This window comes from Candidatus Palauibacter scopulicola (assembly GCF_947581915.1).
Lineage (GTDB): Bacteria > Gemmatimonadota > Gemmatimonadetes > Palauibacterales > Palauibacteraceae > Palauibacter > Palauibacter scopulicola.
Genome location: NZ_CANPWG010000030.1, coordinates 1 through 12666, shown reverse-complemented (window position 1 = coordinate 12666; position 12666 = coordinate 1). Strand labels below are relative to the sequence as shown.

Sequence of the window (12666 nt, the reverse complement as noted above, 5' to 3'; positions counted from 1 at the left end):
CGCTAGAAGATCGTGATCGGGAAGCGGAGTTCGGCCGCGTAGCGGAAGGAGGCCGGCGTTCGTCCCCCCGAGCCGGAGATGGCCCGCCGCAGCGAGATGCCAAATTGGTAGGCGCCACGCACCGGCCTGGCCCCCTCATGCAGTTCCTCGACGCCCCCGGCCTCGGAGATATCGATGAGGAATCCGACGCCCAGCCGGTGGCGGGTCTGCGCTCCCTCGGCCGCCACCGTGTTCGGGTCCAGCCCCTCGATCATCCCCACGAACTGGTAGGTGGGGGCAGGCAGCCGGAAGTAGTCGTACTCGAGCCCTACGCTGAGGGCGGCGTTGAAGCGCAGGGAAGGGCGGACCAGCACCGCGAGGTAGTCCCCCAGATCCCGTCTCATCAGCGCGACCAGGTCCGCCTGGTTGTAGGGGCGATCCGGAGGGGTGAAGCGGATCACCGCTTCGTCGGGGCGCTGCATCCCGTAGCGGGCGGACGCGCGGATCATGAAGAGGCTCCCGAAGGCGATGTCCTGGTACAACGCCAGTTCGATGTCGGTCTGGCCGTCCCCGATCGGTATGTCCGCCGAATTCGACGGGTCTCCGAAGATCGTGAGGTTGCGGTTTCGGATCGGGAGGCGGGCGAGCGCGCCCACGCTCGTACGCAGCCGAATGCCGCGTTCCGGGTCCGTTCCGGGATCGGACCCCGCCGCCGCATCCGCGGCCGGCCCCGGGATCGGCCTTCGGCGGGTGATGCCGTCGATGAGGTTCACGCGCAGGAAGACCTCGACCTCTCCCAGATCGAGCTCGTTCCTGGTGTCCCGCGGCAGCCGGTCGGCGAAGCCCTGACTCAGGAACAGTGTGTCGTAGTCTTCCTCCGTCGCGAACTCGGGCAGGGAGAGCTCGGGCAGCGTCAGGCCGAGCGCGTCGAACGCCGCCGCGAAATCCGCGAAACGCTGCGCCATCTGGGTCCCCGCCACGCTAGAGGCGGTGGGAATCAGGGCTCCGGCGGAGGCTCGCCGCCGGAGTGCGTTGACGAAGTCGAGCGTCGCGCTCCGGAGCGCGACCGCTTCATCGAGCGCCGTTCCGGTCAGGGAGCCGCCATCGATCAGCTCGCCGAGATCGTCGAGCGCCGACCGCGCATCCAGGACAAAGGGCGCTCCCGACTCGAAGGCCGCAACGTTTCCGGTCACGGTAGCGGTGGAATCGAAGGCGAAGCCGACCGTCATGTCCGTGAGCGTGAACGGGGCCCGGGCTCCCACGCTGACCCAGTCGAGGACCCCCACCTCGACACCGAGCGCGAGCCGGCGTACCTGAGCCCGCATCGCCGAGAAGTCGAGGCCGCCGAACGAGAAGTCGTCCTCCGTCACGGGTTCGAAGCCGAGCGCCTCGGCATCGTCGTTGAGTTCCTGGATGAGCGCGAAGGGGGGAGGGAACATGCGGCGGGCGAGCGGACCGTCGAAGTGGGCGGCGAGCGGCTCGCGCTCCCCGTCGACGATCGCCGCGCTCGAGTCGAAGGCGAACTGTTCGGACCAGTTCAGCAGCGTCGGGGCGATCGTGAGCCACAGCTTCCCCTGCCTCGGCAGTCGCGCGTCGCTGAACTGCCCGGCCAGCTGGCTGGGAGCCGTGGCCGCGGAGACGAGGGCGAGAAGGATCGGGAGGGCGCGTCGGGTCGACGGGAGCATCGCGCGAGTATAGCAGCCCGGGGCGCGATGGAGAACCTTCCGGCGGTGGCATCCGTGTGGTCGCTCCATTAGGCTGTGCGAACTCCGGCGCCGTGGCCGAGTGGTTAGGCAGGGGCCTGCAAAGCCCCCTACTCCGGTTCGAATCCGGACGGCGCCTTTTGCTTCGGATCTTCCTTCGCACTTCCCGCGAACACAGGAGGAGAACGGGTTGGCTCTCAGGCTGCAAGCGGACCAGGTTCTCCTGCTCCTTCTCGTCTTCGTTCCCATCACCCTCGTCCTCGAGTACATCGTCCACGCGTCGGCGACCACGCTCTTTCTTACCTCCGCGGTCGCGATCGTTCCCCTCGCCGGGATCATGGGGAAATCCACCGAGATGCTGGCCGAGCACGTGGGCGCCGGCCTCGGTGGGCTGCTGAACGCGACGTTCGGGAACGCTGCGGAACTCATCATCGCGATCTTCGCCCTCCGAGCGGGCCTGCACGACCTGGTCAAGGCATCGCTCACCGGCTCGATCATCGGGAACATCCTCCTCATCTTCGGACTCAGCGCGCTGCTCGGGGGCCTGAAGTTCCGGACGCAGACCTTCAACCGCACCGCCGCCAAGCTGGGCTCCACGCTCCTCCTCCTGAGTGCGGTCGGGCTCGTCATCCCGTCGCTGCTGTACTATCTCCGGGACGGGGCGGAGACCGGGACGGCCGCGGCGACGGGGGCGGCTGCGGCGGCGGGGTCCGGGTCCGGGTGGTTGAGTCTCGAGATCTCCGTCGTCCTCATTGTCTGCTACGTCCTCTCGCTCGTGTTCGCGCTGCGGACGCACCCGGAGCTCTACCAGGGGACGGGGCACGCAGGCGCCGAGGCGCACGCGGCGCCCGCGTGGTCGAAGGGCAAGTCGTTCGCCGTCCTCGTCGGGGCGGCCGCGCTCGTGGGCTGGATGAGCGAGATCCTCGTCGGCGGGGCGGAGGAGGCGGCGCACGCCCTGGGGATGACCGAGGTCTTCGTGGGGGTGATCGTCGTCGCCCTCGTCGGCAACGCGGCCGAACACTCGACCGCCGTGCTCGTCGCCCTGCGGAACAAGATGGACCTGTCGGTTCAGATCGCGGTGGGATCGTCCCTGCAGATCGCACTCTTCATCGCTCCGCTCCTCGTCTTCCTCTCCTACGCGATCGGGCCGCAGCCGATCGACCTCGTCTTCACGCCGCTCGAAGTCGTGGCGGTCGCGGTCTCCGTCCTCGTCGTGGGACAGATCGCAGATGACGGCAAGACGCACTGGATGGAGGGCGTCCTCCTCCTCGCCGTGTACGTCCTCCTCGCCCTCGCCTTCTTCAACCTGCCGGGGTAGGGGCCCCGCACGGCGTCCCGGCCCGGCTGAAGCGGCTCATCGCGCGCCGGGCTCTCGTACGCCGGGCCGGGGGCGAAGCAACGCTTCCCGGGCTCGGTGCGTCTCAGTGTCCCGGACGCGCGGAACCTTTGCTTGCTCCGCGGGGTCGGGTCTTACGGGAGAACTGAAGCCGGGGCGGCGGATCACCCTCCTGTGGCAGGGACGACGTTGGGATGAAGTCGGATGTACCGAAGTGGTCGCGCCCGCCCCGGCCTCACCTATCGCCCATCGTCGCTGTACAACTCCTCGCGGCTGCATCGGAATCCCTCCGGCCAGGGCCCAAAGTCGTGCGGCGTGAAGATGTCGTCGACGGTGAACCGTCGGCTGGGTTCCGCGTCCGTCTCCATATCGATCCCGTCGCCGTCTTCCGGCTCCTCCCGAGGAAGGGGTTTCTCGGTCTCGCGCATTTCCGTGTCATCGCTCCTGGTCCGATCGTTCGGTCACTCAATCTAGTGGCTTGTCGGGCAGAGCGTTTCTCGGCAGTCTGAGTTCGTAGAGCAGCCCGGCCCGAACCAGGGTCGGCCCGTCTCAGTTCACAGGAGTTGCGTGTGTCCGCACAGCAGGAAGCAGAGATCGGCGAAGGGGGGATGGAGATGTCACACGGAGGAATCCGTCGGCGCGGGTTTCTGAAGGCGGCCGCCGCCGCAACGGCGGCGGGGGCGCTGGATCCGCGCTCGCTCGTGGCCGTTCCGGAGGCGACTCCTCTCGCTCCCGGCGCTCCGGACTTCGACGGGCTGCGTGAAGCCGCGCAGGAGGAGGTCATCCCGCTCGGGAACGGGGAGCCGCCGGCCCTGCAGTTCCAGGCGTATCCGGGCGGGACGGGGGCGCTCCTGGAGAAGTACTGGCGCGCGGGGATGAACCCGTTCGAGAAGACCCCGATCGACGTCGAACCCTGGGAGGGGCCCGTGCCGTCCAGCGAGGAGGAGATCGCGTTCCTCCCCGTGCACCGGCTGTCGGCCCTCGTGAGGGAGCGCCACGTCTCGCCGACGGAACTGTTCGACATCTACATGGAGCGCATGAAGCGGTACGACCCCGTGCTGCTGTGCGCGGTGACGATCCTCGAGGACCGGGGCAGGGAGGAGGCGGAGCAGGCGGAAGCCGAGATCCGCGCGGGCGAGTGGCGGGGCCCGCTGCACGGGATCCCCTACGGCCTGAAGGACCTCTTTTCGACCGTCGGGGCGCGGACGACCTGGGGCTCGGCGGCCTTCCAGACCCAGATGATCGAGGAGGACGCGGAGGTCGTGCGCCGGCTGAACGCGGCGGGCGCCGTGCTCATCGCGAAGCTCGCGACGGGAGAGTTCGCGCGCGGCGACCGCTGGTACCGCGGCCGGACGCTGAACCCGTGGAACCTGGCCTGGGGATCGAGCGGGTCTTCCGCCGGGCCGGGGTCGGCGACGGCGGCGGGCTGCGTCGCGTTCTCGATCGGGACCGAGACGCGCGGGTCGATCGTCTCTCCGAGCCGCCGCAACGGGCTGAGCGCCCTCCGGCCCACCTTCGGCCGCGTGAGCCGCTACGGGGGCATGGTGCTCTCGTGGAGCATGGACAAGACGGGTCCCATGTGCCGCACGATCGAGGACTGCGCGCTCGTGTTCAACGAGATCCACGGCGCGGACGAGAAGGACCCCGCCTCCGTGACGACCCCGTTCCGTTTCGAGCGGAATCCGGACCTGGGCGCGCTCTCGATCGGATACACGGAGGACGCACCGCACTCCTTCGTCGAGAAGCTGGAGGAACTGGGTGCGCGGCCGCGGCTCATGCGCGAGCTGCCCGCCCAGTCGGCGAGTTCGCTGGGCGCCGAGTCGTCGTCGGCCTTCGATTTCCACGTGGCCCCGGGCGGGGAACTGCCACCGGTGCCGGAGGGGCTCAGCGAGGTGCAGGAGCGCGACTTCACGCGGTTCCGCCGCGGGCGCGAGGGCTTGGCGATGGACTACGTGCACGCGCAGCGGCGGCGCCTCATCGTGATGAAGCGCATGGCCGAGGCGATGGAGGGCTTCGACATGTTCGCCACCGGCTCGGGAGAGGTAGGGCTCACGAACGAGACGGGGCACCCCGCGGCCGTCGTCCAGTACGGCTTCGGCCCGCTCGGGCCGGAGGGCGAGGAGGCGGAGCAGCCTCTGACGACGACGCTTATCGGCGACCTGTTCGCGGACGACAAGATTCTCAGTGTGGCGCACGCCTTCCAGGCGGCGACGGACTGGCATACGCGGCATCCCGCGCTCGACTGAGCGGGACCGCGACAGGCGGAAGACGGAGGACGAAGGATGAACAGAATGCCCAGACGCCTCCTGTGGGGCGTGCTCCCGTTGCTCGTGGTCGGTGCGGCGCTCGCTGTGTCAGGCGTCCCGGGGTCGACGGCGGCCGAGTCGGACGCGGGTCGCCTCGAGCGGCTCAGCGGCGCGCTGGAGTCCTACGTGGAGGAGGGGGGGCTGGCGGGCGCCGTCGCCCTCGTCGCGCGCGGGGGCGAGGTCTCCTACCTCGAGGCGGTCGGCCACCGGGACGTCGCGGCGGGCGACCCCATGGAGACGGACGACATCTTCCGCATCGCCTCGCAGACGAAGGCGATCGTGAGCGTCGGCGTGATGATCCTGCAGGAGGAGGGCGGACTCCTGATCTCCGATCCGCTGGGTCGCTATCTGCCGGAGTACATGGAGACGACGGTCGCCGTCCCCGACGGGGCGGGCGGGTACGACATCGTGCCCGCGAACCGGCCGATCACGATCCGGGATCTGCTCACGCACACGGCCGGCATCGGCTACGGGGGCGGTCCGGCGGCGGAGCTCTGGGAGGAGGCGGGCATTCAGGGCTGGTACTTCGCGCACCGCGACGAGCCGGTCCGGGAGACCGTGCGGCGCATGGCCGCCCTCCCCATGGACGCGCAGCCGGGCGAGCGCTACGTGTACGGCTACGCGACGGACATCCTCGGCGCCCTCGTCGAGGAAGTGTCGGGCGAGCCGCTCGACGCCTTCCTCCGGGCACGGATCTTCGAGCCGCTGGGCATGGTGGACACGCACTTCTACCTGCCGGAGGAGAAGCGCGACCGGCTCACCGTCGTGTACTCGGCCTCGGAGGACGGACTCGCGCCGGCGCCCGATCCGGGCGGCATGGTCGGTCAGGGCGCGTACGTCGATGGCCCGCGGGCGAGCTTCTCCGGCGGCGCGGGGCTCCTCTCCACGGCGCACGACTACGCCCGCTTCCTGCAGATGATGCTGAACGGCGGCGAACTCGACGGCGCCCGCATCCTGTCGAGCAAGAGCGTCGACCTCATGACCGTCAACCACGTGGGAGACCGGTTCAACTGGGGCGGCGGGGTCGGCTTCGGGCTCGGGTTCAGCGTGCTGGCCGATCTCGGCGCGCGCGGAACCCCCGGCTCGGTGGGCGAATACGGGTGGGGCGGCGCGTACCACTCGACGTACTGGGTGGACCCCGCCGAGGATCTCGTCGTCGTCTACTTCACGCAGCTCATCCCGACGGGCGGCGTGGACGATCACGCGAAGCTGCGCACGCTGGTCTACCAGGCGCTCGACGAGATGCAATAGCCGCGCGCGGCCCGCCGTTGTAGATCTGAGGGCCGCGCTCGCGAGCCGGAGTGGCGGAACTGGCAGACGCGCCGGACTCAAAATCCGGTGGGAGCAATCCCTTGAGGGTTCGAGTCCCTCCTCCGGCATGACCCATCGCACCCGTTTCTTCCGGCATTCCCCCGACGATCTCAGACCCGTGACCCAGCCCACGATTCGAACCGTCGCCGTCGTCGGGGCCGGCGTCATCGGCCGAAGCTGGATCCACGTGTTCGCCCGGGCCGGGTGCGAGACGCGCGTGTTCGACCCCGACCCGGAGCAACTGGCGCGCGCGCTCGAGTGGGCGCGGGCGTCCGCGGAGGAGGACGAGGCCCTCCGGTTCGTAGATGCCGTGACCGCCTTCCGAGAAGCGCAGGCGGTTCGACGCTGCGACACGCTGGAGGAGGCGCTTTCGGGCGCGGGCTGGGTGCAGGAGAGCGGGCCCGAGACGCTCGCCGTCAAGCAGCGGATCTTCGCCCAACTGGACGGCGCGGCGGATCCCGGCACGATTCTGGCCAGTTCGACGTCCGCGCACGACATGTCGCGGATCGCGGACGGTCTCGCGGGCGCCGGCCGTTGCGTCGTCGCGCACCCCGTGAATCCACCGCACGTCATCCCCATGGTGGAGGTCCTCCCCGGGGAGGGCACGCGCCCCGAAGTACTCACCGCGTCGCTCGCCTTTCTCGAGAGCGTGGGCCAATCTCCCGTGCAGATGAACCGCTACGTGTCCGGTTTCCTCCTCAACCGCCTACAGGCCGCTCTGATCCGGGAGGCTGTCTTCCTGTACGAGTCCGGCGCGGCCTCCGCCGAGGCGATCGACACCGTGGTGCGAGAAGGCCTGGGGTTGCGCTGGGCGCTGCTCGGGCCGTTCGGCACCGGCCACACGAACGCGGACGGCGGCGCGGGCGAGTACTTCCGGCGCTACGGCGACGCGTACCGCGAGCTGTGGCGGGAGCTGGAAGCGGACCCCGAGTTCTCGGGCCGCACGATCGAGGGGATCCACGAGGAGACCGAGGCGATGTACGGCGCTGGCGCCACAGCCGCCCTCTGCGCCTGGCGCGACCGGCTGGTCCGGCGCATCCGCGCCCTGAAGGACGAAGACCCCCCTCCCGGGAGTTCGACGCCGGGGAGTCGGAGTTGAAGCGGCGGCATCGCCTCACGACGAATCCACGGAGGCGGACCATCCGCGACAATGCCCCGAGGCCTCAAACGCCGGAGCGCGCGCGGGTGTCTACTCACTTGCGCCGACAAGGCGCCGTTACGCCCACGAGCACCACCACAGTCAGGAGCCGCGAATCATGCTGAAGCGTGCGTTTCTCCCCGTCCTCTTCGCGACCCTCTTCGCGACCACCGCCCTCCCGGCCCCGGCGGCCGCCCAGGAGGCCGTGGCCGACGAAGACTTCATGGCCGAGATGGAATGGCGTTCGATCGGTCCGGCGAACATGGCCGGGCGGGTCACGGACATCGAGGGCATACCGGGCACCGGGACCTTCTTCATCGCGGGCGCGTCGAGCGGGATCTGGAAGACGACGAACAACGGGACGACCTACCGCCCCGTCTTCGACAACGAGCGGGTCGTCTCGATGGGCGACATGGCGATCGCGCCGAGCAACCCGGACATCGTGTGGGCCGGGACCGGCGAGGAGGACTCGCGCAACTCGATCTCGCCCGGAGGCGGCATCTACAAGTCCGTTGACGGCGGGCTCACGTGGGAGCTGAAGGGGCTCGAGGACACGCAGGCGATCGGCCGCGTCATCGTCCACCCGACGAAGGCGGACTGGGTGTACGTCGCCGCGCTCGGCCACCCCTGGGGGGACAACGAGGAGCGCGGGCTCTACCGCACGAAGGACGGCGGCGACACGTGGGAGCGCATCAACTTCGTGTCCGAAAAAGCCGGCTTCGTCGATGTCGACATGCATCCGCAGAATCCGGACATCCTGTGGGCGACGAGTTGGGAGCGCGTGCGCGGCCCGTACTTCTTCAACAGCGGCGGCCCCGGGAGCGCAATCTGGAAGTCCACCGACGCCGGCGACACCTGGGAGAAGGTGGAGGGCAACGGCCTCCCCGAGACCATGCTGGGACGGCTCGAGATCGCGATCGCGCCGAGCTACCCGCAGGTCATGTACGCGATGGTCGAGGCCGAAGCTCCGGAGGAGGCGGATGAGAACGGCGACCGACACGCCTCGGGCCTGTACCGCTCCGCCGACGGCGGGGAGACGTGGGAGTTCATGAACTCGAACAACTCGCGGCCCTTCTACTATTCCGGAGTCTGGGTGTCGCCGGACGACCCGGACTTCATCTACTGGTCCTCCCTCTTCTTCTCCCGTGACGGAGGCCGCACGGTCGGGAACCCGGCCCAGGGCGTACACGTCGACTATCACGCACTGTGGTGGGACCCCACCAATCCGGACCACTTCATACTGGGGAATGACGGCGGGATCGCGATCACGTGGGACCGGGGCGGCAACTTCGAGTTCCCCAACCGTATTCCCATGGGACAGTTCTATGCGGTCAGCTACAACATGGACACACCCTACCGTGTGTGCGGCGGACTGCAGGACAACTATACGTGGTGCGGGCCGAGCGCCCGCGCCGGCGGCTCCATCGACAATCACATGTGGTATTCGATCGGGGGCGGCGACGGCTTCTACGCGCCGCAGGACCCGACGAACCCGGACATCGTGTTCGGGGAATCGCAGCAGGGGCGGATCTACTGGCGCAACACGCGCACCGGCGAGCGCCACCAGTTGCAGCAGCCCGACTGGCGCGACCGCACGCAGACGCTGCGTGACTCGATCGCGATCCTGACGGGGGACGACCCCGACAATCCGCCGGCCGGCAACGTGGCGCAGATCGAGGAACTGCAGGCCCTCGTCGCGCAGGACTCCGCGCTCTACGACATGCGGTTCAACTGGAACACGCCGCTCGAGCTGTCGCCCCACGACCCGCAGACGCTGTACATCGGCGCGAACCGCGTCCTGAAGTGGACGTACGACACGGATGAGATGACGCCGATCTCCGACGACCTCACCTACGCGGACCCGGAGAAGATCGAGATCGCCTACAACACGACGGGCGGCATCACGCCGGACGTCACGGGGGCGGAGAACTTCGCGACGATCGTCTCGCTCGCCGAATCGAAGCTCAACGAGGGCGAACTCTACGCGGGGACCGACGACGGCCGCGTGTGGCGGACGCCCGAGGGGGCGGAGTGGATCGAACTCACGGACCGCTTTGACGGCGTGCCGGAGGGGACGTACGTGAGCCGGATCGAGTCCTCGAGCCACGATCCGAACCGGTTCTACGTGACGTTCGACAACCACCGGCGCGACGACTACGCGCCGTACGTCTACGTGACCGATGACGCCGGGGAGACCTTCCGCTCGATCTCGTCCAACCTCCCGACCGGCAAGCCGGACTTCGTGCACGTGGTGCGGGAAGACCCGGTGAACCCGGACCTCCTCTTCGTGGGGACGGACGTGGGCGCCTACGTGTCCACGGACCGCGGCGGGTCGTGGTCGCGCTTCATGAACGGCCTGCCCACGGTGCCGGTCCACGACCTGAAGATCCATCCGCGCGAGAGCGAGATCATCGCGGGCACGCACGGCCGCTCCATCTTCGTCGCCGACATCTCGCTCCTGCAGCAGCTCGACGGCGGGCGCCTGCCGGAGACCGTGACGGTGTTCCAGCCGAAGACGGCGATCCAGTTCGGGGACCCGCCGGTGGGCGGCGAGTTCGTCGCGCAGAGCAACTTCCAGGCGGACGCGGGCGACTACGGGGCGCAGATCTCCTACTACGTCCCGGAGGATGTGGCGGAGGCGCTCGCCGAGGCGGCCGAGGAAGCCGAGGAGGCCGAGGAAGAGGCCGAGGAGGAGGAGGCCGAGGAGGCCCCAGCCGTTGCGATGCCCGGCGGCATGGCGGGCATGATGGCCGCGCGGGGCGGCAACCGTCCCCAGGCCTCGATCGCGATCCTGAACGCTTCGGGCGACACCGTGCAGACGCTGAACGGTTCGGCCGCGGCCGGCGTGCAGCGCGTGCGGTGGACGTTCAACCGGCAGAGCGCGCCGCGTGAGCCGTCCCCGGCGGATCGGCTGGACAGCCTGCGCACCGCCCGGCTCTACGAGGCGGTGGGCGATTCGCTGGTCGAGCATGAGGGCGTCGCGCGGGAAACGATGGACCAGGTGCTCGAAATGATGCAGGGCGGCAACCAGGGCGCGATCATCCGCATGTTCACCGGCGGCGGGGGCGGTGGAGGAGGCGGCACCGGCGGCTGGCAGGAGCGGCCGGCCGAGCGCTATCCGCCACCCGGCAGGGCGGGGCAGGGTGGAGGCCGGGGAGGGGGTCGCACCGCGGCCATGGCTGCCGCCGCGGCCGCCGAGAGCGGCGCCGACCCGGCCGCCATGCGCGAGGTGTTCCAGCAGGTGGGCGAGGCCGTCCGCGACCGGGGCGGCATGTCGACCTTCCGCCGCTTCTTCGCCGGCGGCGGGGGCGGAGGCGGTCTGGCCGATCCCGGGAGCTACACCGTGGCAATCACGATCGGCGACGAGACCCACACGGTCCCGCTCGAGGTCGTACGGAAGGAAGGCTTCGGGTTCTGGGACGAGCCCGACGGAGAGGACGACCGCGAGGACCCGTAGCTTTGGTGGCCCGCCGGAGCGGCAACCGTTCGCCGCTCCGGCGGTGTCGCAGGGCTCGATAGCCTTCAGCGGCGGACCATCGCGGCTCCGGAGACCGGGACGGGCGGATGATGATGAACAGCGAGGGGAACGGCGCGTCGATCCTGGAGAAGATCCGGAAGCGGCGCATGGTGCAGATCGCGCTCGTGTACGTGGGCGCGGCTTGGCTCGGCGTGGAGATCACCGACTTCATCGTCGGGACCTACGCGTTCTCGAGAAAGATCCTCGACACGGTCGTCTTCCTCGCCATCCTCGGGTTCCCCGCCTTTCTCGTCATCGGCTGGTATCACGGCGAACGCGGCCCGCAGCGCATTCGCCGGGCCGAGGCTTGGCTTCTGCTCACCCTGGCCTCCCTGGGCGCGATCGGCACCTACCGGATCGCGACCGCGGTCCCGTCGCAGGCCGGCGGTGTCGACGCCGCAGCGCCCGCCACCGCCGCGGCCGCGGCCGGCGGCGAAGGGGCGGCGAGTTTCGCGGGTTCGACGCCCGACCTGGGGCCCAACTCGCTCGCGGTCCTGCCCTTCCGGAACAACGTGCCCGAGCCGGAACTCGAGTGGCTCGGTTCGGGTCTCGCCGACCTGCTCACGACGAACCTGGCCCAACTCCCGGGTCTGCGCGTCGTCGGCCGGCAGAGCCTCTACGACCTCCTCATGGAGGGAGGCGTCTCTGAGGAGGAGGAGATCCCGGAGGCTCTGGCGCTGACGGTGGCGCGCGGGAGCGGCGCCCGCCTGCTGCTCTGGGGCAGCGTGACGGGGTCGCCGGAAGACATGCGCATCGACGCCCAGTTGATCGAACTCGAGAACGGTACCATCGCGTCGGCGGACTTCGCCCGGGGGGCCGACGTCTTCGAACTCGTGGACACGCTGACCGTACGGCTCGCCGCCAACCTCTCCGGCACGCCGCCGGGCGAGCCGGTCCGAATCAGCCACCTCGGCACGCGGAATCTCGAGGCCCTCGCCGCCTTCCACCGGGGCAACGCGCTGCACCGCGAAGGCCGTGCCGACGAGGCGGAGGCCCACTACGAACGCGCCGCGACCCTCGACAGCGCGTTCGCGCTCCCCTTCCTCACGGCGGTCGGCGCGTTCGGCGAGGGAGAGGCGATGTCGCCGGATGCCCAGCGCACCGAGGCCGATCCCCGCCGCCGCGAATGGCGCGAGCGCGGCCGCGCACAGCTCATCCGGCGGCTCCCCGAGGATGTGCGGGAGCAGTTGGCGAACCTCGGCGGGGAGGAGTTGGGGGCGGCGATCGACTCGCTGATGGAGGGCGCGATTTCCGGCGTTCGCCTCCTCGTCACGGAACGAAGAGACGCCCGCGGCGAGCCGCCGGACGAGCCGCCCTCGCGCCGGGATCCCCCGCCTCCGCGCTGAACGCGGGATGGGCCGGCGCGCTGGACGTTA

At 69.8% G+C, this 12666-nt stretch carries 8 protein-coding genes and 2 tRNA genes; 8 read left to right on the top strand and 2 right to left on the bottom strand.

Annotation, left to right across the window (positions count from 1 at the left end; all coding sequences use genetic code 11):
* Positions 1-2: 2 nt before the first annotated feature.
* On the bottom strand, positions 3-1664 hold the full coding sequence (locus RN743_RS05815; protein WP_310777439.1) for a hypothetical protein: 1662 nt from the start codon (positions 1662-1664) through the stop codon (positions 3-5).
* Between the two features lie 86 nt (positions 1665-1750).
* On the opposite strand from RN743_RS05815, the gene RN743_RS05810 reads away from it, so the two are divergent.
* Positions 1751-1821, top strand: a tRNA-Cys gene (locus RN743_RS05810).
* Between the two features lie 51 nt (positions 1822-1872).
* Positions 1873-3000 (top strand): calcium/proton exchanger, encoded by a 1128-nt coding sequence (cax, locus tag RN743_RS05805; RefSeq protein ID WP_310777437.1) that lies wholly within the window; start codon positions 1873-1875, stop codon positions 2998-3000.
* 257 nt (positions 3001-3257) lie between these two features.
* On the opposite strand, the gene RN743_RS05800 is transcribed toward cax, so the two are convergent.
* Positions 3258-3446 carry a hypothetical protein gene (locus tag RN743_RS05800; RefSeq protein WP_310777434.1) on the bottom strand — a complete coding sequence of 63 codons (189 nt, stop codon included), beginning with the start codon at positions 3444-3446 and terminating at the stop codon, positions 3258-3260.
* A 141-nt stretch (positions 3447-3587) separates the two neighbouring features.
* On the opposite strand from RN743_RS05800, the gene RN743_RS05795 reads away from it, so the two are divergent.
* From RN743_RS05795 to RN743_RS05770, 6 genes are all read left to right on the top strand, one after another.
* A complete protein-coding gene (locus tag RN743_RS05795; protein ID WP_310777431.1) occupies positions 3588-5264 on the top strand; it encodes an amidase in 1677 nt (558 codons plus the stop codon).
* A gap of 36 nt (positions 5265-5300) precedes the next feature.
* Entirely contained in the window at positions 5301-6575 is a 1275-nt protein-coding gene (locus tag RN743_RS05790; protein ID WP_310777429.1) for a serine hydrolase domain-containing protein, read from the top strand.
* Between the two features lie 44 nt (positions 6576-6619).
* A tRNA-Leu gene (locus RN743_RS05785) sits at positions 6620-6703 on the top strand.
* Positions 6703-7734, top strand: a complete 1032-nt coding sequence (locus RN743_RS05780; protein WP_310777426.1) for a 3-hydroxyacyl-CoA dehydrogenase NAD-binding domain-containing protein — start codon at positions 6703-6705, stop codon at positions 7732-7734. The genes RN743_RS05785 and RN743_RS05780 overlap by 1 nt, the downstream gene beginning before the upstream one ends.
* 157 nt (positions 7735-7891) lie before the next feature.
* Positions 7892-11230 (top strand): hypothetical protein, encoded by a 3339-nt coding sequence (locus tag RN743_RS05775; protein ID WP_310777423.1) that lies wholly within the window; start codon positions 7892-7894, stop codon positions 11228-11230.
* Between the two features lie 107 nt (positions 11231-11337).
* A complete protein-coding gene (locus tag RN743_RS05770) occupies positions 11338-12636 on the top strand; it encodes a hypothetical protein (protein WP_310777421.1) in 1299 nt (432 codons plus the stop codon).
* Positions 12637-12666 lie beyond the last annotated feature (30 nt).

Excerpts from the sequence above, each read along its gene's own strand:
- RN743_RS05780 (WP_310777426.1), top strand. The coding sequence starts at position 6,703 with ATGACCCATCGCACCCGTTTCTTCCGGCATTCCCCCGACGATCTCAGA.
- RN743_RS05775 (WP_310777423.1), top strand. The coding sequence starts at position 7,892 with ATGCTGAAGCGTGCGTTTCTCCCCGTCCTCTTCGCGACCCTCTTCGCG.
- RN743_RS05790 (WP_310777429.1), top strand. The coding sequence starts at position 5,301 with ATGAACAGAATGCCCAGACGCCTCCTGTGGGGCGTGCTCCCGTTGCTC.
- RN743_RS05770 (WP_310777421.1), top strand. The coding sequence starts at position 11,338 with ATGATGATGAACAGCGAGGGGAACGGCGCGTCGATCCTGGAGAAGATC.
- RN743_RS05815 (WP_310777439.1), bottom strand. The coding sequence starts at position 1,664 with ATGCTCCCGTCGACCCGACGCGCCCTCCCGATCCTTCTCGCCCTCGTC.
- RN743_RS05800 (WP_310777434.1), bottom strand. The coding sequence starts at position 3,446 with ATGCGCGAGACCGAGAAACCCCTTCCTCGGGAGGAGCCGGAAGACGGC.